Source organism: Sphingobium sp. B11D3D (genome assembly GCF_025961755.1).
In the GTDB taxonomy this organism is placed as follows: Bacteria; Pseudomonadota; Alphaproteobacteria; order Sphingomonadales; family Sphingomonadaceae; genus Sphingobium.
This window is the reverse complement of the sequence record NZ_JAOQOG010000001.1, coordinates 338,879-356,133: the sequence shown is the minus strand read 5'-3', so window position 1 is coordinate 356,133 and position 17,255 is coordinate 338,879. Positions and strand designations below refer to the sequence as shown.

27 protein-coding genes are annotated in these 17,255 nt (G+C 63.6%); 3 read left to right on the top strand and 24 right to left on the bottom strand.

Going from position 1 to position 17,255, the window contains the following annotated elements:
• Positions 1–6: 6 nt before the first annotated feature.
• The 24 genes from rpmD to rpsL form a co-directional block, all read right to left on the bottom strand.
• Positions 7–186: a 50S ribosomal protein L30 gene (gene rpmD, locus M2334_RS01800; protein ID WP_181561266.1), complete on the bottom strand. Its 180-nt coding sequence runs from the start codon at positions 184–186 to the stop codon at positions 7–9.
• Positions 187–191: 5 nt separating this feature from the next.
• Positions 192–935, bottom strand: a complete 744-nt coding sequence (gene rpsE / locus M2334_RS01795) for a 30S ribosomal protein S5 (RefSeq protein WP_264572349.1) — start codon at positions 933–935, stop codon at positions 192–194.
• Between the two features lie 2 nt (positions 936–937).
• Entirely contained in the window at positions 938–1,291 is a 354-nt protein-coding gene (gene rplR / locus M2334_RS01790; protein WP_264604640.1) for a 50S ribosomal protein L18, read from the bottom strand.
• A 3-nt stretch (positions 1,292–1,294) separates the two neighbouring features.
• Positions 1,295–1,828 carry a 50S ribosomal protein L6 gene (gene rplF / locus M2334_RS01785; RefSeq protein ID WP_181561264.1) on the bottom strand — a complete coding sequence of 178 codons (534 nt, stop codon included), beginning with the start codon at positions 1,826–1,828 and terminating at the stop codon, positions 1,295–1,297.
• The gene (rpsH, locus tag M2334_RS01780) at positions 1,828–2,223 is read right to left on the bottom strand and encodes a 30S ribosomal protein S8 (protein WP_181561263.1); all 396 of its coding nucleotides are present in this window, start codon (positions 2,221–2,223) and stop codon (positions 1,828–1,830) included. Before rpsH ends, rplF begins: the two co-directional genes overlap by 1 nt.
• Before the next feature lie 10 nt (positions 2,224–2,233).
• Positions 2,234–2,539 carry a 30S ribosomal protein S14 gene (gene rpsN / locus M2334_RS01775; protein ID WP_181561262.1) on the bottom strand — a complete coding sequence of 102 codons (306 nt, stop codon included), beginning with the start codon at positions 2,537–2,539 and terminating at the stop codon, positions 2,234–2,236.
• A 41-nt stretch (positions 2,540–2,580) separates the two neighbouring features.
• Positions 2,581–3,156, bottom strand: coding sequence for a 50S ribosomal protein L5 (gene rplE / locus M2334_RS01770; RefSeq protein ID WP_181561261.1), 576 nt, complete (start codon positions 3,154–3,156; stop codon positions 2,581–2,583).
• A complete protein-coding gene (gene rplX, locus M2334_RS01765) occupies positions 3,156–3,464 on the bottom strand; it encodes a 50S ribosomal protein L24 (protein ID WP_181561260.1) in 309 nt (102 codons plus the stop codon). Before rplX ends, rplE begins: the two co-directional genes overlap by 1 nt.
• The gene (rplN, locus tag M2334_RS01760; RefSeq protein ID WP_014077869.1) at positions 3,464–3,832 is read right to left on the bottom strand and encodes a 50S ribosomal protein L14; all 369 of its coding nucleotides are present in this window, start codon (positions 3,830–3,832) and stop codon (positions 3,464–3,466) included. The genes rplX and rplN overlap by 1 nt, the downstream gene beginning before the upstream one ends.
• Positions 3,833–3,913: 81 nt before the next feature.
• A complete protein-coding gene (gene rpsQ, locus M2334_RS01755) occupies positions 3,914–4,192 on the bottom strand; it encodes a 30S ribosomal protein S17 (RefSeq protein WP_181561259.1) in 279 nt (92 codons plus the stop codon).
• Between the two features lie 15 nt (positions 4,193–4,207).
• Complete coding sequence (rpmC, locus tag M2334_RS01750) at positions 4,208–4,411, bottom strand: 50S ribosomal protein L29 (protein WP_181561258.1); 204 nt, start codon at positions 4,409–4,411, stop codon at positions 4,208–4,210.
• Between the two features lie 5 nt (positions 4,412–4,416).
• On the bottom strand, positions 4,417–4,848 hold the full coding sequence (gene rplP / locus M2334_RS01745; protein WP_181561257.1) for a 50S ribosomal protein L16: 432 nt from the start codon (positions 4,846–4,848) through the stop codon (positions 4,417–4,419).
• Between the two features lie 24 nt (positions 4,849–4,872).
• The gene (gene rpsC / locus M2334_RS01740; protein WP_181561256.1) at positions 4,873–5,568 is read right to left on the bottom strand and encodes a 30S ribosomal protein S3; all 696 of its coding nucleotides are present in this window, start codon (positions 5,566–5,568) and stop codon (positions 4,873–4,875) included.
• A gap of 3 nt (positions 5,569–5,571) precedes the next feature.
• Positions 5,572–5,955 (bottom strand): 50S ribosomal protein L22, encoded by a 384-nt coding sequence (gene rplV / locus M2334_RS01735; RefSeq protein WP_181561255.1) that lies wholly within the window; start codon positions 5,953–5,955, stop codon positions 5,572–5,574.
• Positions 5,955–6,233, bottom strand: coding sequence for a 30S ribosomal protein S19 (gene rpsS / locus M2334_RS01730; protein WP_181561254.1), 279 nt, complete (start codon positions 6,231–6,233; stop codon positions 5,955–5,957). The genes rplV and rpsS overlap by 1 nt, the downstream gene beginning before the upstream one ends.
• 3 nt (positions 6,234–6,236) lie before the next feature.
• Positions 6,237–7,073: a 50S ribosomal protein L2 gene (gene rplB, locus M2334_RS01725; RefSeq protein ID WP_181561253.1), complete on the bottom strand. Its 837-nt coding sequence runs from the start codon at positions 7,071–7,073 to the stop codon at positions 6,237–6,239.
• Between the two features lie 14 nt (positions 7,074–7,087).
• Positions 7,088–7,402 carry a 50S ribosomal protein L23 gene (locus M2334_RS01720; protein ID WP_181561252.1) on the bottom strand — a complete coding sequence of 105 codons (315 nt, stop codon included), beginning with the start codon at positions 7,400–7,402 and terminating at the stop codon, positions 7,088–7,090.
• The gene (rplD, locus tag M2334_RS01715; RefSeq protein ID WP_264571787.1) at positions 7,395–8,021 is read right to left on the bottom strand and encodes a 50S ribosomal protein L4; all 627 of its coding nucleotides are present in this window, start codon (positions 8,019–8,021) and stop codon (positions 7,395–7,397) included. The genes M2334_RS01720 and rplD overlap by 8 nt, the downstream gene beginning before the upstream one ends.
• Positions 8,022–8,024: 3 nt before the next feature.
• Positions 8,025–8,783: a 50S ribosomal protein L3 gene (gene rplC / locus M2334_RS01710; RefSeq protein WP_181561250.1), complete on the bottom strand. Its 759-nt coding sequence runs from the start codon at positions 8,781–8,783 to the stop codon at positions 8,025–8,027.
• Positions 8,784–9,019: 236 nt separating this feature from the next.
• Positions 9,020–9,331: a 30S ribosomal protein S10 gene (gene rpsJ, locus M2334_RS01705; protein WP_014077880.1), complete on the bottom strand. Its 312-nt coding sequence runs from the start codon at positions 9,329–9,331 to the stop codon at positions 9,020–9,022.
• 144 nt (positions 9,332–9,475) lie between these two features.
• Entirely contained in the window at positions 9,476–10,666 is a 1,191-nt protein-coding gene (tuf, locus tag M2334_RS01700) for an elongation factor Tu (RefSeq protein WP_181561249.1), read from the bottom strand.
• 106 nt (positions 10,667–10,772) lie between these two features.
• Entirely contained in the window at positions 10,773–12,866 is a 2,094-nt protein-coding gene (gene fusA / locus M2334_RS01695; protein WP_264571786.1) for an elongation factor G, read from the bottom strand.
• Positions 12,867–13,049: 183 nt separating this feature from the next.
• Positions 13,050–13,520 (bottom strand): 30S ribosomal protein S7, encoded by a 471-nt coding sequence (gene rpsG / locus M2334_RS01690; RefSeq protein ID WP_181561247.1) that lies wholly within the window; start codon positions 13,518–13,520, stop codon positions 13,050–13,052.
• An 18-nt stretch (positions 13,521–13,538) separates the two neighbouring features.
• Positions 13,539–13,910 (bottom strand): 30S ribosomal protein S12, encoded by a 372-nt coding sequence (gene rpsL / locus M2334_RS01685; protein WP_181561246.1) that lies wholly within the window; start codon positions 13,908–13,910, stop codon positions 13,539–13,541.
• A gap of 362 nt (positions 13,911–14,272) precedes the next feature.
• Here rpsL and M2334_RS01680 point away from each other — a divergent pair, with 362 nt between their 5' ends.
• From M2334_RS01680 to ubiB, 3 genes are all read left to right on the top strand, one after another.
• Positions 14,273–14,797: a DUF1993 family protein gene (locus M2334_RS01680; protein ID WP_264604639.1), complete on the top strand. Its 525-nt coding sequence runs from the start codon at positions 14,273–14,275 to the stop codon at positions 14,795–14,797.
• Between the two features lie 89 nt (positions 14,798–14,886).
• On the top strand, positions 14,887–15,618 hold the full coding sequence (locus M2334_RS01675) for a class I SAM-dependent methyltransferase (protein WP_181561244.1): 732 nt from the start codon (positions 14,887–14,889) through the stop codon (positions 15,616–15,618).
• Between the two features lie 48 nt (positions 15,619–15,666).
• Positions 15,667–17,205, top strand: a complete 1,539-nt coding sequence (gene ubiB, locus M2334_RS01670) for a 2-polyprenylphenol 6-hydroxylase (protein WP_264604638.1) — start codon at positions 15,667–15,669, stop codon at positions 17,203–17,205.
• Positions 17,206–17,255 lie beyond the last annotated feature (50 nt).

Sequence of the window (17,255 nt, the reverse complement as noted above, 5' to 3'; positions counted from 1 at the left end):
AAGGCTTCAGCCTTCGACGATCTGCACCATGTGCGGCAGCTTGCGGATCGCGCCGCGCACTTCCGGCGTGTCCTCGAGCTCGACGACACGGTTCATCTTGCCCAGGCCGAGGCCGATCAGGATCTTCTCCTGAGAGGCCGGACGGCGGATCGGGGACCCGATCTGCTTCAGCTTGATCTTCGCCATGTCAGTTACTCCGCAATCGCTTCGGCGTCAGCCGCAGCGACCTCGGCAGAGGCGCCACCGCGACGAAGCAGGTCAGCGACCTTCTTGCCGCGACGCTGAGCGACCGACTTGGGGCTGGTCTGCTCGGTGAGAGCCGCGAACGTCGCCCGGATCATGTTGTACGGGTTCGAGGTGCCGACCGACTTGGTCACCACGTCGGCCACGCCAAGGCTCTCGAACACGGCGCGCATCGGACCGCCGGCGATGATGCCGGTGCCTGCCGGCGCGGTACGAACGGTCACCTTGCCGGCGCCGAAGTGCCCGCGACCATCATGGTGCAGCGTGCGGCCTTCCTTGAGCGGAACGCGAACCATTGCCTTCTTGGCAGCGGCGGTCGCCTTGCTGATCGCCTCGGGAACCTCACGCGCCTTGCCATGGCCGAAGCCGGCACGGCCCTTGCCGTCACCCACGACCACGAGTGCCGCAAAGCCGAAGCGCTTGCCGCCTTTCACGGTCTTCGAGACGCGGTTGATGTGGACGAGCTTCTCGACGAATTCCTCGCCATTGTCGTCCTCACCGCCACGGCCACGGCGGTCGTCACGACGGCCACGGCCGCCACGATCCCGATCGCCACCGCTGCGGCCGCCACGGCCACGGCGCTGTTGCTGCTGCGGCTCGGCGGCCACACCCGTCACGTCCTGCGGCGTGGTCTCGGGCGCGAGAACAGCCTCGGGCTGATTGCCCTCACCGGTGGTGTTTTCGTCTGCCATCATCAGAACTCCAGTCCGCCTTCACGAGCGGCATCGGCCAGCGCTTTCACGCGACCATGAAAGAGGAAGCCACCACGATCGAACACGACCTTGGTAACGCCGGCCTTGGCCGCAGCCTCGGCCACGCGCTTGCCGACATCGGCTGCAGCCAATGAGGTGGCGCCGGTCTTGCCGCGCACATCCTTGTCCAGGGTCGACGCTGCGGCCAGGGTCTTGCCCTGCGTGTCGTCGATGACCTGCGCATAGATATGCCGGCCGGAACGGTGCACGGACAGACGGGGCTTGCCACCCGCCCGCGCCTTGATCGCGGTACGCACGCGCCGGGCGCGACGATCGAAGAGAGAGAGTTTCGCCATGGCTTACTTCTTCTTGCCTTCTTTGCGGAAGATAAACTCGCCGCGATACTTGATACCCTTGCCCTTATAGGGCTCCGGCTTGCGCCAGCGACGGATTTCCGCCGCGACCTGGCCGACCTGCTGCTTGTCGATCCCGCTGATTTCCACCGTGGTGTTATCGGGGGTCTTGATCTCGATGCCGGCCGGAACCGGGAAATCGACATCATGGCTGTAGCCGAGCTGCAGCTTCAGGTTCTTGCCCTGGGCCGTGGCACGATAGCCGACGCCGGTGATCTCGAGCACCTTGGTGTAACCCTCGGTCACGCCCGTAACGAGGTTCTGCACCAGCGTGCGCTGCATGCCCCAGAATGCCCGAGCCGCCTTGGTAGCGTTGGCCGGCTTGATCGAAATCGCACCGTCTTCCAGCTCATAGCTGATCTCGTCGCGCATCTGGAGCGCCAGCGTGCCCTTCGGGCCCTTCACGGAAAGCTGACCGTTCTCGATGGTGGCCGTCACCCCGCTGGGGATCGTGACCGGCTTTTTGCCGATGCGGCTCATCAGAACACCTCCGCCAGCACTTCGCCGCCGACATTCTGTGCACGCGCTTCGGCATCCGAGAGCACGCCACGGGGCGTCGAGACGATGGTGATACCGAGGCCATTGCGTACCACCGGAAGCTCCTTGGAGCCCGAATAGACGCGACGGCCGGGCTTGGAAACGCGCGCGACGTGCTTGATCGCCGGCTCGCCTTCAAAATATTTCAGCTCGATGCGCAGGCCATCATGGCCAGCCACCTGCTCTTCGGAATAGCCGCGGATGTAACCCTCGCGCTGAAGCACGTCGAGCACACGCGCACGCAGCTTGGACGCGGGCGAAACCACGCTGTCCTTGCGTGCCCGCTGGCCGTTGCGGATGCGGGTGAGCAGGTCACCCAGGGGATCGGTCAGTGCCATCTCTTAATCCTTACCAGCTCGACTTGGTGACGCCGGGGATCAGGCCCTTGTTGGCCAGATCGCGCAGCTGAACACGGCAAAGCCGGAACTTGCGATAGTAAGCGCGGGGACGACCGGTCAGCTCGCAACGGTTGCGCACCCGGGTCGGGTTGCCGTTGCGGGGGATCTCGGCCAGCTTGAGACGCGCGATCAGACGCTCGCTGTCATCAAGCGACGTGTCATTCGCCACTGCCTTGAGACGGGCATATTTGCCGGCGTACTTCTTCACCAGCTTCTTGCGCCGTTCGTTCTTGTTGATCGAACTCAGTTTCGCCATGGACTTAAGCTCTCTTCCTTAGAAATTGGATCCGGCCACGCTCACGCAGCCTCTTTTTCCGCCTCGGCGGGGAACGGGAAACCGAAAAGACGCAGCAGTTCGCGCGCTTCTTCGTCCGTGCGGGCCGTGGTGGTCACGATGATGTCCATGCCACGCACCTTGTCGACGCGGTCATAGCTGATCTCGGGGAAGATGATCTGCTCCTTGATACCGAAAGCATAGTTGCCACGGCCGTCGAAGCTCTTCGGGTTGAGACCACGGAAGTCGCGGATGCGGGGCATCGCGATCGTCACGAGACGATCGAGAAACTCATACATGCGCTCGCGACGCAGGGTCACCTTAGCACCGATGGGCATGCCTTCACGCAGCTTGAACTGCGCGATCGACTTCTTCGCCTTGGTGATGACCGGCTTCTGGCCGGCAATCAGTTCCATTTCCTCGGCGGCCTGGGTGACCTTCTTCTTGTCCTGGGTCGCCTCGCCCACGCCCATGTTGAGCGTGATCTTCTCGATCCGGGGGATTTCCATGTGGTTCTTGTAACCGAACTTCTCGCTCAGCGCCTTGACGATGGTCTCGTCATACAGCTTGCGCGAGCGCGGGATGTACTTGTCAGCCATCAGATGACCTCCCCGGTCTTAACCGCGACGCGGACCTTCTTGCCGTCACGGTCCTCGAAGCGGACGCGCGTGGCCTTGCCGTCGACAGCCAGTGCAACATTGGAAATGTGCAGCGGCGCTGGCTTGCGATCGATGCCGCCCTGCGGATTTGCCTGGTCGGGCTTGCGGTGGCGGGCGTGAACGTTGATGCCGTCGACCAGCACCTTGTCATCCTTGGGCATCACCTGGAGGACGGAACCGGTACGGCCCTTGTCCTTGCCGGCGAGCACGACGACCGTGTCACCCTTCTTGATACGTGCAGCGCTCATCACAGCACCTCGGGAGCAAGCGAAATGATCTTCATGAAGTTCTTCGCGCGCAGCTCGCGGACCACGGGGCCAAAGATACGCGTGCCAATCGGCTCCGCATTCTTGTTGACCAACACGGCCGCATTGCCGTCGAAGCGAATGACGCTGCCGTCGGGACGACGAACGTCCTTGGCGGTGCGCACGATCACGGCGCGGTGAACGTCACCCTTCTTCACGCGGCCACGGGGGGCGGCGTCCTTCACGGAGACGACGATGATGTCGCCAACGCTGGCAAAACGACGCTTCGAGCCGCCGAGCACCTTGATGCACTGGACGCGCTTGGCGCCGCTGTTGTCAGCGACATCAAGATTGGATTGCATCTGGATCATCGATCCGGTTCCTTCTCAATTGGCCTGCCGGGACACAGCCTGTGTCTGGCCCGGTGGTTCCGTTAAATCCTTGAGACCTGCTCAGGCTGCTGCGTCTGCAGCGACCTGCTCGGGAGACTTGTGGGTGTCGACCCGCGCGATGACCTTCCAGGTCTTCAGCTTCGAGATCGGCGCCGTCTCCTCGATACGGACGGTCTCACCCTCGTGATACTCGTTGGCATCATCGTGGGCGTGATACTTCTTCGAGCGACGGATGATCTTGCCGTAGAGCGGGTGCTTCACCTTGCGCTCCACCTTGACGACGACCGTCTTGTCACCCTTGTCGGAAACCACCGTTCCCGTCAGCACGCGCTTGGGCATGGGCCTGTTTCCTTCTTACTTCGCGGACGAGCGCGAACGCTCGGCCTGGAGGGTTTTGATCCGCGCGATGTCACGACGCACTTCGCGCACGCGGCTCGGCTTCTCAAGCTGGTTGGTCGCAGCCTGAAAGCGCAGGTTGAACTGCTCGCGCTTCAGCTCGCCCAGATCGGTCGACAGCTGATCGTCGCTCTTCGCCTTGAGGTCAGAAATCTTGGTCATGACCATCATGCTCCCAGATGCGAGGTGTCGCCGAGACGCGCCACCACCTTCGTCTTGATCGGCAGCTTCATCGCTGCGCGGCTGAATGCTTCCGCAGCCAGCGGACCGGGCACGCCGTCCAGCTCGAACAGGATGCGGCCGGGCTTTACGCGCGCCGCCCAATATTCGATCGAACCCTTGCCCTTACCCTGACGGACTTCGGCAGGCTTCTTGGACACCGGCACGTCCGGGAAGACGCGGATCCAGAGACGGCCCTGACGACGGATGTGACGCGTGATCGCGCGGCGAGCCGCTTCGATCTGGCGCGCGGTGACCCGCTCCGGTTCCAGAGCCTTGAGGCCGTAGGATCCGAAATTGAGGTCCGTTCCACCCTTGGCATCGCCCTTGATGCGACCCTTGAAGGTCTTGCGGAACTTGGTTTTCTTCGGCTGTAGCATGATGCTTTACCTTGCTCTCAATTCTCAGCGAGCCGGACGCACACCGGAGGTCTGAGCCTCCAGCATGAGACGGTCGGTCGCCATCGGATCGTGGCCGAGGATCTCGCCCTTGAAGATCCAGACCTTGATGCCGCAAACGCCATAGGCCGTGTGGGCCTCGGCTTCTGCATAATCGACGTTCGCACGCAGCGTGTGCAGCGGAACGCGACCTTCGCGATACCACTCGACACGGGCGATCTCCGCGCCGCCCAGACGGCCGCCGCAGGTGATCTTGATGCCCTCGGCGCCGAGACGAAGCGCGCTCTGCACGGCGCGCTTCATGGCGCGACGGAAAGCGATACGACGCTCGAGCTGATCGGCAACGCCCTGGGCGACGAGCTTGGAGTCGATTTCCGGCTTGCGGATCTCGACGATGTTCAGGCTCACGTCGCTGGACGTCATCGCGCTCAGCTTCTTGCGCAGCTTCTCAATGTCCGCGCCCTTCTTGCCGATGATGACACCGGGACGGGCTGCATAGATCGACACGCGGCACAGCTTGGCCGGACGCTCGATGACCACCTTGGAGATCGCGGCCTGGGGCAGCGTCTTCATGACATACTTGCGGATCTTGAGATCCTCAAGCAGCAGGCGACCATAGTCCTGGCCTTCCGCGAACCAGCGGCTGTCCCAGGTGCGGTTGATCTGCAGGCGCAGACCGATGGGATTGCTCTTGTGACCCATGGATCAGGCCTCCTCTTCCGCAGCTTCACGCACGACGATGCGCACGCGGCTGAAGGGCTTCAGGATGCGGGTGGACTTGCCGCGACCACGCGCATGGAAGCGCTTCATGGTGAACGACTTGCCGACACTCGCCTCGGCGACGACGAGCGCGTCGACGTCGAGATTGTGGTTGTTCTCCGCATTGGCGACCGCGCTGGCGAGCACCTTGCGAACATCGACCGCCATCGCGCGCTTGGAGAAGGCGAGCACGTTCATCGCGTCCTCGACCTTGCGGCCACGGATGAGCGCGGCGACCAGGTTCAGCTTCTGGGCCGAACCGCGGATCTGCGTGCCGACGGCCAGCGCCTCATTGTCCGAGACGCGGCGGGGAGCTTTTGCCTTGCCCATCAGCGCTTGCCCTTCTTGTCAGCGGCGTGGCCGGGGAAGTAGCGCGTCGGCGCGAATTCACCCAGCTTGTGACCGACCATGTCTTCGTTCACCGAAACGGGAACGTGCTTGCGACCATTGTAGACGTTGAACGTCAGGCCAACGAACTGCGGCAGGATGGTGGAGCGGCGCGACCAGGTCTTGATCGGACCGCCACGGCCGTTGTTCTCCTGCGCGGTTTCTGCCTTCTTGAGCAGATGCAGGTCCACGAAGGGACCCTTCCAGACGGAGCGAGCCATCGCTTACCTCTTCTTCTTGGCGTGACGCGACCGGATGATCATCTTGTCGGTCGACTTGTTGTGACGGGTACGAGCACCCTTGGTCGGCTTGCCCCACGGGGTAACCGGATGACGGCCGCCCGAGGTCCGGCCTTCACCACCGCCGTGCGGGTGGTCGACCGGGTTCTTGGCGACGCCGCGGGTGAGCGGGCGACGGCCGAGCCAGCGGCTGCGGCCGGCCTTGGCGAGGTTCTGGTTCTGGTTGTCGGGGTTCGACACCGCACCGATGGTCGCCATGCAGTCCGAGCGGATGTAGCGCTGCTCACCCGAGCCGAGACGGACGATGACCATGCCGCGATCGCGACCGACGAGCTGGGCATAGGTGCCCGCGCTGCGTGCAATCTGAGCGCCCTTGCCCGGCTTCATCTCGATGTTGTGGATGATCGTGCCGACCGGCATCTGACCCAGTTCCATCGCATTGCCCGGCTTCACGTCGGTCTTCTTGCCTGCGATCACCTTGTCGCCCACAGCCAGACGCTGCGGGGCGATGATGTAGGCCTGCTCGCCATCGGCATAGCTGACCAGCGCAATGAACGCCGTGCGGTTGGGGTCATATTCCAGACGCTCCACCGTGCCTTCGACGTCCCACTTGCGACGCTTGAAGTCGATGATGCGATAGCGCTGCTTGTGACCGCCGGCGATACCGCGCGAGGTCACATGACCCTTGTTGTTGCGGCCACCGGTCTTGCGCTTGCCTTCGGTCAGCGCCTTGACGGGCTTGCCCTTGTGGAGGCCGGACCGGTCGACGAGGATCAGGCCGCGCTGGGCCGGGCTCGTCGGGTTATAATGCTTGAGTGCCATTGTTCAGTCCGCCCTCAAATGCCCGTGGTGATGTCGATCGACTGGCCTTCGGCCAGGGTCACGACAGCCTTCTTCACGTCCGAGCGCGTGTAGGGCTTGCCCTTCCAGCGCTTGGTCTTGCCCTTCTGGACGATCGTGTTGACCGACTTGACGCTGACATTGAACAGCGCCTCGACAGCGGCCTTGATCTCGGGCTTCGAAGCGTCACGCGCGACCTTGAACACAACCGCGTTGTGCTCGGAGACCAGCGTCGCCTTTTCGGTGATGTGCGGGGCGACAATCACGTCGTAATGACGCGTGGCCACCGCTGCTGCCTGCTTCTTAGCCATTGAAGCGCGCCTCCAGCTGCTCGACCGCGGCACGGGTCAGCACCAGGCTGTCCGCACGCAGGATATCGTAGACATTGGCACCGATGGCGGGGAGCACATTGACACCGACGAGATTGGACGAGGCCTTGGCGAAGGAGAGGTTGGTCGCCTCGCCGTCGATGAACAGCACCTTGCCGAGGTTGAGCTTGGCGAGCTGACCCGCCAGTTCCTTGGTCTTGCCGTCCTTGACGTCCAGATTGTCCAGAACCGTGAGCGAGCCGCCCTTGGCCTTGGCCGAAAGCGCCATCTTCAGGCCCAGTGCACGCACCTTCTTGTTGAGCGAGTGCCCGAAGGTACGGGCGCGCTGGCCGTGCGCCTTACCACCACCGATGAAGATCGGGGCGCGGCGATCGCCGTGACGAGCCGTACCGCCGCCCTTCTGGCGACCGAACTTCTTGCCCGTGCGGGCAACGTCAGAACGCTCGCGCGTCGCCGATGCCGGGGCACGGCGCTTTTCAAGCTGCCAGGTGACGACACGGTGCAGAATGTCCGCGCGCGGCTCGAGGCCGAACACATCGTCATTCAGCTCAACATCGCCGGAGGCCTTGCCGCCGTCCAGAGTGAGAACCTTGATCTTCATGACTTAGCCCTCCTGGCCTTCAGTGGCCTCGGGCGCCGCGACGTCCTGCGCAGGCGTATCGGCCGGAGCCTCGGCGTTATTGTTCGCAGCCGACTTGATGCTGGCCGGGTACGGCACATCAGCCGGACGATCGACCTTCACGGCGTCCTTGACGAGAAGCCAGGCGCCCTTCGAGCCGGGCACGCTGCCCTTCACGAACAGCAGGCCGCGCTCCACGTCCGTGCGGACGATCTCGAGGTTCTGCTGGGTGCGCTGACGGTCGCCCATGTGGCCGGCCATCTTCTTGTTCTTGAACACGCGGCCCGGATCCTGACGGTTACCCGTCGAACCGTGGGCACGGTGGCTGATCGACACACCGTGCGTGGCACGCATACCGCCGAAGCCCCAGCGCTTCATGGCGCCGGCAAAGCCCTTGCCCTGCGTCTGGCCCGTCACGTCGACGAGCTGACCAGCGATGAAGTGATCGGCAGCGATTTCCGCGCCGACATCGAGCAGGGCGTCCTCGGCCACGCGGAACTCGACGACCTGCGCCTTGGGTTCCACCTGAGCCTTGGCAAAGTGCTCGCGCTGCGGCTTGGCGACATTCTTCGCCTTCGCAACGCCGGCACCCAGCTGCACGGCTACATAGCCGTCCTTATCCATTTCGCGACGGGCAATGACCTGGTTGCCTTCGAGCGCCAGGACGGTGACGGGCACATGGCGGCCATCATCCTGGAACAGGCGGGTCATACCCACTTTCTTCGCGATCACGCCGGTACGCATGATCCAATCCTCCAATAGAGGCCCCTGCATGATGCGGGGGCTTATCCAACGAAAAAACCGCCAGGACCCTAAGACCCAGGCAGCCAACCCGATTTTGCGATGCGTTCCCCCGTCCGGGCTGGATGCTTCCGGACCCTCGACAAGCGAGGTGGAAACGACGGAGGACGCTGCCCGGCCGAAGCCGGCGGTATCCAAATGTCCTGCAAGGCGACCCGAAGGCCGCCCCGCTACGGCCATCAGGCCAGTTTGATCTCGACGTTCACGCCGGCAGCCAGATCGAGCTTCATCAGCGCGTCGACGGTCTGCGGGGTCGGCTGCACGATATCAAGCATGCGCTTGTAGGTGCGGACCTCGAACTGTTCACGGCTCTTCTTATCGATGTGCGGCCCACGGTTGACCGTGAACTTCTCGATACGGGTCGGCAGCGGAATGGGACCGCGAATGAGAGCACCCGTACGACGAGCGGTATCGGCGATGTCGCCGGTCGCCTGATCCAGCACGCGATGATCGAATGCCTTGAGACGAATACGGATATTCTGCGTTTCCATGTCCACTAACCGATGTGAAAGAGCCAAAACAAAACCGCTTCACCCTGATGGCCCCGGTGCCGTTCTGGCACTCACGAGCCCGCGCGAAGCGGCGAAAAAAGCAGGCCGCTCGAATCACCTGATCCGAGCGGCTCGCTGCCTATATTACTTCGAGATCGTCGCGACAACCCCAGAACCGACCGTGCGGCCACCTTCGCGAATAGCGAAGCGGAGACCCGGGTCCATCGCGATCGGCGCGATGAGCTTGACGGCCAGCTTCACGTTGTCGCCAGGCATGACCATCTCGGTACCCTCGGGAAGGACGACCTCGCCGGTCACGTCCGTCGTGCGGAAGTAGAACTGCGGACGATAGTTGGCGAAGAACGGCGTGTGACGGCCACCTTCGTCCTTCGACAGCACGTACACCTCGGCTTCGAACTCGGTGTGCGGCGTGACCGAACCCGGCTTGGCCAGAACCTGACCACGCTCGACTTCTTCACGGCCAACGCCACGGATCAGCGCGCCGATGTTGTCGCCGGCTTCACCCTGGTCGAGCAGCTTGCGGAACATTTCCACGCCGGTGACGGTCGTCTTCTTGGTGGGCTTGAGGCCGATGATCTCGACTTCCTCGCCAACCTTCACAACGCCGGTCTCGACGCGGCCGGTCACCACGGTGCCGCGACCCGAGATCGAGAACACGTCTTCGATCGGCATCAGGAACGGACGGTCAACCGGACGGGCCGGCTGCGGGATGTAGGCGTCGACGGCATCCATGAGCGCCTTGATCGAATCCTTGCCGATCGCGTCGTCACGGCCTTCGAGAGCGGCCAGAGCCGAACCCTTGACGATGGGGATGTCGTCGCCCGGGAAGTCGTAGCTGGAGAGCAGCTCGCGCACTTCCAGCTCGACGAGCTCGAGGAGCTCCTCGTCGTCGACCTGGTCGACCTTGTTCATGTACACGACGAGCGCCGGCACGCCGACCTGACGGGCGAGCAGGATGTGCTCGCGGGTCTGCGGCATCGGGCCGTCAGCAGCGTTCACCACGAGGATCGCGCCGTCCATCTGGGCGGCACCGGTGATCATGTTCTTCACATAGTCAGCGTGGCCCGGGCAGTCGACGTGCGCATAGTGACGGGCGCCGGTCTCGTACTCGACGTGTGCGGTCGAGATCGTGATGCCGCGCTCGCGCTCCTCGGGAGCCTTGTCGATGTTGGCATAGTCCGTGAACGTGGCGCCACCGGTTTCGGCCAGCACCTTGGTGATGGCGGCGGTCAGCGTGGTCTTGCCATGGTCGACGTGACCGATGGTGCCGATATTGCAGTGCGGCTTGTTCCGCTCGAATTTAGCCTTAGCCATTTCCTACCTCTTTTCGCTCAATAGCTTGGGTTCAACCGCTCGGGGAAGCCTCGCGAAGGCGCCCCCATAACAGCAAATTTACATAAATCCAGATGAAAGTGCCGGCTTAGGCCAGCTTCGCCTTCACCTCGTCCGCGACGTTCTGCGGCACCTCGTCATAGTGCGAGAACTGCATGGAGTAGTTCGCGCGGCCCTGGGTGAACGAGCGGAGCGAGTTCACATAGCCGAACATGTTGGCCAGCGGGACCATCGCCTCGACAACCTGCGCATTACCGCGGCTGTCGGTGCCCTGGATCTGGCCACGACGCGAGTTCATGTCGCCGATGACGTCACCCAGATATTCCTCAGGCGTCACCACCTCGACCTTCATCACCGGCTCGAGCAGCGTGATGCCGGCCTTCTGCGCGACTTCACGCATCGCACCGCGACCGGTGATTTCGAATGCCAGCGCCGACGAGTCGACGTCGTGATAGGCGCCGTCATACAGGTTGATCTCGAAGTCGATGATCGGGAAGCCGATGAGCGAGCCCGTGGCGGCCGTCTCGCGCATACCCTTCTCGATCGCCGGGATATATTCCTTGGGAATATTGCCCCCCTTGATCTCGTCCTTGAAGATGATGCCCGCACCGCGCTCGCCCGGCGTGACCTTCACCTTGATGCGGCCGAACTGGCCGGTGCCGCCCGACTGCTTCTTGTGGGTGTAGTCGACGTCGACGGCCTTCTTGAGATACTCGCGATAGGCCACCTGCGGCGCACCGACGTTCGCCTCGACCTTGAACTCACGCTTCATGCGATCGACCAGGATTTCGAGGTGAAGTTCGCCCATGCCCTTGATGATCGTCTGGCCCGATTCGTGGTCGGTCGAGACGCGGAACGACGGATCCTCGGCAGCCAGACGATTGAGCGCAACGCCCATCTTCTCCTGGTCGGCCTTGGTCTTGGGCTCCACGGACAGCTCGATGACCGGCTCGGGGAATTCCATACGCTCCAGGATGATCGGCTGACGTTCGGCGCACAGCGTGTCACCGGTCGTCGTTTCCTTCATGCCGGCCAGCGCGACGATATCGCCGGCATAAGCCGTATCGATGTCCTCACGGCTGTTCGCATGCATCAGGAGCATACGGCCGATCTTTTCCTTCTTGTCCTTCACGGAGTTCAGATAGGTGCCCTTGCTCAGCGTGCCGGAATAGACGCGCAGGAAGGTGAGCGAGCCGACGAACGGATCGTTCATGATCTTGAACGCGAGACCCGAGAACGGCGCCTCGTCGCTGGTGGCACGGCTGTCCGGCTCTTCCGTGTCGGGGTTGATGCCCTGCACGTCCTCGATGTCCAGCGGGCTGGGCAGATAGTCGACGACCGCATCCAGCAGCGCCTGCACGCCCTTGTTCTTGAAGGCCGAGCCGCACAGCACCGGCACGAAGCTCTGGTTCAGCGTGCCCTTGCGGATCAGCTTCTTGAGCGTCGCGACGTCGGGCTCGTTGCCCTCGAGATAGGCTTCCATCGCAGCATCGTCCTGCTCGACGGCCAGCTCGACCAGCTTCTCGCGATACTCGGCAGCCTTGTCGGCGAGGTCGGCCGGAATTTCTTCATAGAAGAACTCGGCGCCCAGATTCTCATCCTTCCAGATGATCGCGCGGTTGTTGACGAGATCGACGAGACCCTTGAAGTCCGATTCCGCGCCGATGGGCAGATACAGGACGGCCGGGGTCGCGCCCAGGCGATCGATGATCGTCTGCACGCAATAATAGAAATTGGCACCCGTACGGTCGAGCTTGTTGATGAAGCACATCCGAGGCACGCCGTACTTGTCAGCCTGACGCCACACCGTCTCCGACTGCGGCTCCACGCCGGCAACGCCGTCGAACGCGGCAACCGCGCCATCGAGCACGCGCAGCGAACGCTCCACCTCAATGGTGAAGTCCACGTGGCCGGGGGTGTCGATGATGTTCAGGCGATGCTCGGGGCCTTTGCCCTCGTCAGCCTTCCACAGGCAGGTCGTCGCAGCCGACGTGATCGTGATGCCGCGCTCCTGCTCCTGCTCCATCCAGTCCATCGTGGCGGCGCCGTCGTGCACTTCGCCGATCTTGTAGGACTTGCCGGTGTAATAGAGGATGCGCTCGGTCGTCGTCGTCTTGCCGGCGTCGATGTGCGCCATAATGCCGAAATTGCGGTAACGCTCGAGCGGGTGGCTGCGGGCCATGATCTTTACTCCATTGCCCGCGTGCGGCGGGGCTGCGGTCTGAAAGGTTCCTCTCCGTTCGGGTTGGCTCGGCGGGGACCCGTTTCTCCCCTCACGGAAGAACAGCCCTTCGACAGGCCCGAGCGAACGGTGGTGCAGGAAGCCGGGACAGTCCTGTGACTGCCCCGGCGTCCAATATAGTGCTTACCAGCGGTAATGCGAGAAGGCGCGGTTGGCTTCGGCCATCCGGTGCGTGTCTTCACGCTTCTTCACGGCATTGCCACGGTTGTTCGCGGCGTCCAGAAGCTCGCCGGAGAGGCGGGCCGCCATCGTGGTCTCGCTGCGGCTGCGCGCCGCATTGATGAGCCAGCGAATGGCCAGCGCCTGGGCGCGCTCGGGACGGACTTCCACCGGCACCTGATAGGTCGCACCGCCAACACGGCGGCTGCGGACCTCGATGCCCGGCTTCACATTGTTGAGGGCGTCATGAAAGACCGAGATCGGATCCTTCTTGGCGCGGGTTTCAACGGTGGCCAGTGCGCCATAAACAATCTGCTCAGCGACGGCCTTCTTGCCGTCATACATGACGCTGTTCATGAACTTGGACAGAACCTGATCGCCATACTGGGGATCGGGCAGGATGACGCGCTTTTCGGGGCGACGACGACGTGACATATCTCTGTTCTCCCCTACTTACTTCGGACGCTTCGCGCCGTACTTGGAACGGCTCTGCTTGCGGTCCTTGACGCCCTGGGTATCCAGAACGCCGCGAAGAACGTGATAGCGCACACCGGGAAGGTCGCGCACACGGCCGCCACGGATCAGCACGACGCTGTGTTCCTGGAGGTTGTGGCCTTCGCCCGGAATGTAGCTGATGACCTCACGGCTGTTGGTGAGGCGCACCTTGCAGACCTTGCGGAGAGCCGAGTTCGGCTTCTTCGGGGTCACGGTGTAGACACGGGTGCAGACGCCGCGCTTCTGCGGGTTCTGCTCCATCGCAGGGACCTTGCTCTTGGCCTTCTGCGGCTCGCGGCCCTTGCGGACCAGCTGGTTGATCGTTGGCATGAAGCCCTTCACCTTTTTTCAGTTACTCTGCCATCTGCATGTCCTGGGTCGGCCGATGGCCAGCCGGGGCTGACCTCCAAACGACAAGAGACCCGGCGGTCGGTAAAGACCCCCTGGCCCCGCAAGAGCATAGGCAATGTTCAAGCTCTGTATGACCCAGCGGACGAGCGACCGAATCCTAGTGAAAGCACAGGTTGCGGGCCGCGAGGCAGGCGGGCCTATACAGAGAGGCCGCCAACCGGTCAAGCGCGGCTCACCCCAAGGGGCACGCGTGGCGGTCGTGCGTTTTGAAATGCCGCCTTGCCTCTTTCGGCCCGCACGCGCACATCCGCAATCTTACAGATAGAGAAGGCGAGGCGCCGATGACCCTGACCATGCACGAGATCACCGTTCCCCTCCTCGTCAACACGCTCGGCAACATGAAAAACTGGCTCGGTCGGGACGATGTCCGCGCCACGCAGGCCGATCTGCTGGCCGCCCGTCTGATCGAGGATATGCGCCCGCTCACGGCGCAATATCAGATGGCGTCGGACAGCGCCAAGAATGGCATCGCCCGTCTCGCCGGCATCGAGCCGCCCGCCATGCCGGACACCGAGGCGAGCCTCGATGCCCTGCAGGAGCGGTGCGCAAAGACCATCGCCTTCGTCCGGAGCGTGACGCCCGCGCAACTGGAGGGCAGCGAGGACCGCGAGATCGTGCTGCGCTTCCCGAACGGCCAGGGATATCGGTTCCACGGGCGGGATTATGTCACCGGCTTCATGCTGCCCAACTTCCTGTTCCACGCGACGACGGCCTATGCGCTGCTGCGGACACGTGGGATCGCGATCGGCAAGCCGGATTTCCTGGCCCATCTCGGCGCGCCGGTCGCGCTCGCCGACCCGGCATGAGCTGACGGCGGCCCATCCCGCGCGGCATCGGCCGCTCCGGCATGGTTCGCCCTTTGCGCGACCGGCAGAGTCGGCTAGAGCCCGGCCCCATGAGCGAGACAGTGTCCTTTGGCTATCGTGAGGTAGCCCCCGAGGAAAAGACGAAGCTGGTCGGCGACGTCTTCTCCAATGTCGCCCGCAACTACGACATCATGAACGATGCGATGTCCGGCGGTATGCATCGGCTATGGAAGGACCAGTTCGTCCGCCGCGTGAAGCCGCGCAAGGACGAGGCGATTCTCGACATGGCCGGCGGCACCGGCGACATCGCCTTCCGCATGGCCAAGCATGGCGCGCGTGTGACGGTGAGCGACATCAACGAGGATATGCTCGCCGTGGGCATGACGCGGGCGCAGAAGCGCGGCATCGAGGGCCTGGTCTGGCAGCCGCAGAATGCCGAGCAGCTGGTCTTCGGGGATCGCAGCTTCGATGCCTACACCATCGCGTTCGGCATCCGTAATGTGACCGATATCCCGGCCGCGCTGCGCGAGGCGCATCGCGTGCTCAAATATGGCGGCCGCTTCTTCTGCCTGGAATTTTCCAGCACCACCTGGCCCGGTTTCGGCGATGTGTATGACGCCTATTCGCACAAGCTGGTGCCCAAGCTGGGCAAGATGATCGCCGGCGATGCGGAGAGCTATCGCTATCTCATCGAGTCGATCCGCCGCTTCCCGGACATGCCCAAGTTCAAGGGCATGATCGAAGAGGCGGGCTTCGTGCAAGCGAAGGCCGAGCCGATCATGGGCGGCCTCGTCGCCATTCATTCTGGATGGAAGATATGATTCGGCGGCGCAGCGGTCCCATGGTGCGTTCCGCAAGGCGATAAGGTCATGACAGCCCACATCACCCATCTCTGGCGCCTGCTCTCATGGGGGCGGACCCTGGCTCGCCACGGCGCGCTGCGCGGTATCGAGCGGGATGGCAATACGCCCGCGCCGGTCCGCCGCCTCGCACGGCTGGCGCGGCTCGGTGCGCGCGTGCCCAAGGAGCCGCGCTATGCGGAGGCGTTTCAAGCCATTGGCCCGGCCGCGATCAAGCTCGGCCAGTCGCTGGCGACGCGCCCCGATCTGGTCGGTGAGGATGCCGCCCGCGATCTGCTGTCGCTGCAGGACGCGCTGCCGCCCATGCCCTTCTCCGCGATTCGCGCCGAGATCGAAGCCAGCTTCGGGCGACCGCTCGACTCGATCTACGCCAGTGTCGATGAGCAGGCTGTCGGCGCGGCGTCCATCGCGCAGGTGCATCGTGCCGTGACGACGGACGGCCGCGCGGTCGCCATCAAGGTGCTGCGCCCGGGCATTCGCGAGCGATTCAACCGCGACATCGACACTTATGAATGGGCGGCGGCGCATCTCGAGCAACTGGGCGGCGAGGCCTCGCGCCTCCGACCGCGTTTGGTCGTCGCCAATCTCAAGCGCTGGACAGCGCGCGAGCTGGATCTGCGGCGCGAGGCAGCCTCTGCCTCCGAACTGGCCGAGGCCATGTCCGCCGTGCCGCGCTATCGCATCCCGCAAATCGACTGGGATCGCACCAACGGCCGGGTGATGACCCTCGAATGGATCGACGGCATCAAGATCAGCGACCGCGCCGCGCTGGTCGCGGCCGGGCATGACCTGAGCGATCTGGCGGCGCGGCTGGTCAACACCTTCCTGCGCCAAGCCATCGCGGACGGATTCTTCCATGCCGACATGCACCAGGGCAATCTGTTCGTGCAGGCCGACGGCACCATCGTTGCCATCGACTTCGGCATCATGGGGCGGATCGACCGGCGCGCGCGGCTATGGCTGGCCGAGATCCTCTATGGTCTTATCACCGGTAACTATCGCCGCGTGGCGGAAATCCATTTCGAGGCGCAATATGTGCCGGCCCACCACAATGTCGCCGAGTTCGCGACCGCCCTGCGTGCCGTGGGCGAACCGATGCGCGGCAAGCCGGTCAGCGAGCTATCCGTGGGTCAGATGCTGGACGGCCTGTTCGCCATCACCCGCGATTTTGACATGCAGACCCAGCCCCATCTGTTGCTGCTGCAAAAGACGATGGTCATGGTCGAAGGCGTGGCGACGATGCTCGACCCGACGATCAACATGTGGGACGTTTCCGGCCCCTATGTGAAGAGCTGGCTGCGCGACGAACTCGGGCCCGAAGCCAAGCTCGCCGATTCGATCCACGAAACGGTGGACACAATCCGCCGCCTGCCCGGCCTCGTCCGGCGGCTGGAGGAAGCCTATCCCGAGCCGGGCGGCGCCCCGCCCCCGCCGCCCTTACCGGCGGTGAAGCTGGTGCAGGTGAAGGTCGGCTGGTTCTGGCGCTATGCGGGCGTGGCGATTCTGGCGGCAGCAGCCGGCGCGGGTGCCATGGCGCTCCTTGCCTGACGTCCCGCCCCTGCCGAGCCGCTAGCCGAACCGGCGCCCAGCCGCTATGG

What these genes read in the sequence shown, in the direction of transcription:
- rpmD (WP_181561266.1), bottom strand. Translation starts at nt 186, where the DNA reads ATGGCGAAGATCAAGCTGAAGCAGATCGGGTCCCCGATCCGCCGTCCG.
- rpsE (WP_264572349.1), bottom strand. Translation starts at nt 935, where the DNA reads ATGGCAGACGAAAACACCACCGGTGAGGGCAATCAGCCCGAGGCTGTT.
- rplR (WP_264604640.1), bottom strand. Translation starts at nt 1,291, where the DNA reads ATGGCGAAACTCTCTCTCTTCGATCGTCGCGCCCGGCGCGTGCGTACC.
- rplF (WP_181561264.1), bottom strand. Translation starts at nt 1,828, where the DNA reads ATGAGCCGCATCGGCAAAAAGCCGGTCACGATCCCCAGCGGGGTGACG.
- rpsH (WP_181561263.1), bottom strand. Translation starts at nt 2,223, where the DNA reads ATGGCACTGACCGATCCCCTGGGTGACCTGCTCACCCGCATCCGCAAC.
- rpsN (WP_181561262.1), bottom strand. Translation starts at nt 2,539, where the DNA reads ATGGCGAAACTGAGTTCGATCAACAAGAACGAACGGCGCAAGAAGCTG.
- rplE (WP_181561261.1), bottom strand. Translation starts at nt 3,156, where the DNA reads ATGGCTGACAAGTACATCCCGCGCTCGCGCAAGCTGTATGACGAGACC.
- rplX (WP_181561260.1), bottom strand. Translation starts at nt 3,464, where the DNA reads ATGAGCGCTGCACGTATCAAGAAGGGTGACACGGTCGTCGTGCTCGCC.
- rplN (WP_014077869.1), bottom strand. Translation starts at nt 3,832, where the DNA reads ATGATCCAGATGCAATCCAATCTTGATGTCGCTGACAACAGCGGCGCC.
- rpsQ (WP_181561259.1), bottom strand. Translation starts at nt 4,192, where the DNA reads ATGCCCAAGCGCGTGCTGACGGGAACGGTGGTTTCCGACAAGGGTGAC.
- rpmC (WP_181561258.1), bottom strand. Translation starts at nt 4,411, where the DNA reads ATGACCAAGATTTCTGACCTCAAGGCGAAGAGCGACGATCAGCTGTCG.
- rplP (WP_181561257.1), bottom strand. Translation starts at nt 4,848, where the DNA reads ATGCTACAGCCGAAGAAAACCAAGTTCCGCAAGACCTTCAAGGGTCGC.
- rpsC (WP_181561256.1), bottom strand. Translation starts at nt 5,568, where the DNA reads ATGGGTCACAAGAGCAATCCCATCGGTCTGCGCCTGCAGATCAACCGC.
- rplV (WP_181561255.1), bottom strand. Translation starts at nt 5,955, where the DNA reads ATGGGCAAGGCAAAAGCTCCCCGCCGCGTCTCGGACAATGAGGCGCTG.
- rpsS (WP_181561254.1), bottom strand. Translation starts at nt 6,233, where the DNA reads ATGGCTCGCTCCGTCTGGAAGGGTCCCTTCGTGGACCTGCATCTGCTC.
- rplB (WP_181561253.1), bottom strand. Translation starts at nt 7,073, where the DNA reads ATGGCACTCAAGCATTATAACCCGACGAGCCCGGCCCAGCGCGGCCTG.
- M2334_RS01720 (WP_181561252.1), bottom strand. Translation starts at nt 7,402, where the DNA reads ATGGCTAAGAAGCAGGCAGCAGCGGTGGCCACGCGTCATTACGACGTG.
- rplD (WP_264571787.1), bottom strand. Translation starts at nt 8,021, where the DNA reads ATGAAGATCAAGGTTCTCACTCTGGACGGCGGCAAGGCCTCCGGCGAT.
- rplC (WP_181561250.1), bottom strand. Translation starts at nt 8,783, where the DNA reads ATGCGTACCGGCGTGATCGCGAAGAAAGTGGGTATGACCCGCCTGTTC.
- rpsJ (WP_014077880.1), bottom strand. Translation starts at nt 9,331, where the DNA reads ATGGAAACGCAGAATATCCGTATTCGTCTCAAGGCATTCGATCATCGC.
- tuf (WP_181561249.1), bottom strand. Translation starts at nt 10,666, where the DNA reads ATGGCTAAGGCTAAATTCGAGCGGAACAAGCCGCACTGCAATATCGGC.
- fusA (WP_264571786.1), bottom strand. Translation starts at nt 12,866, where the DNA reads ATGGCCCGCAGCCACCCGCTCGAGCGTTACCGCAATTTCGGCATTATG.
- rpsG (WP_181561247.1), bottom strand. Translation starts at nt 13,520, where the DNA reads ATGTCACGTCGTCGTCGCCCCGAAAAGCGCGTCATCCTGCCCGATCCC.
- rpsL (WP_181561246.1), bottom strand. Translation starts at nt 13,910, where the DNA reads ATGCCAACGATCAACCAGCTGGTCCGCAAGGGCCGCGAGCCGCAGAAG.
- M2334_RS01680 (WP_264604639.1), top strand. Translation starts at nt 14,273, where the DNA reads ATGACCCTGACCATGCACGAGATCACCGTTCCCCTCCTCGTCAACACG.
- M2334_RS01675 (WP_181561244.1), top strand. Translation starts at nt 14,887, where the DNA reads ATGAGCGAGACAGTGTCCTTTGGCTATCGTGAGGTAGCCCCCGAGGAA.
- ubiB (WP_264604638.1), top strand. Translation starts at nt 15,667, where the DNA reads ATGACAGCCCACATCACCCATCTCTGGCGCCTGCTCTCATGGGGGCGG.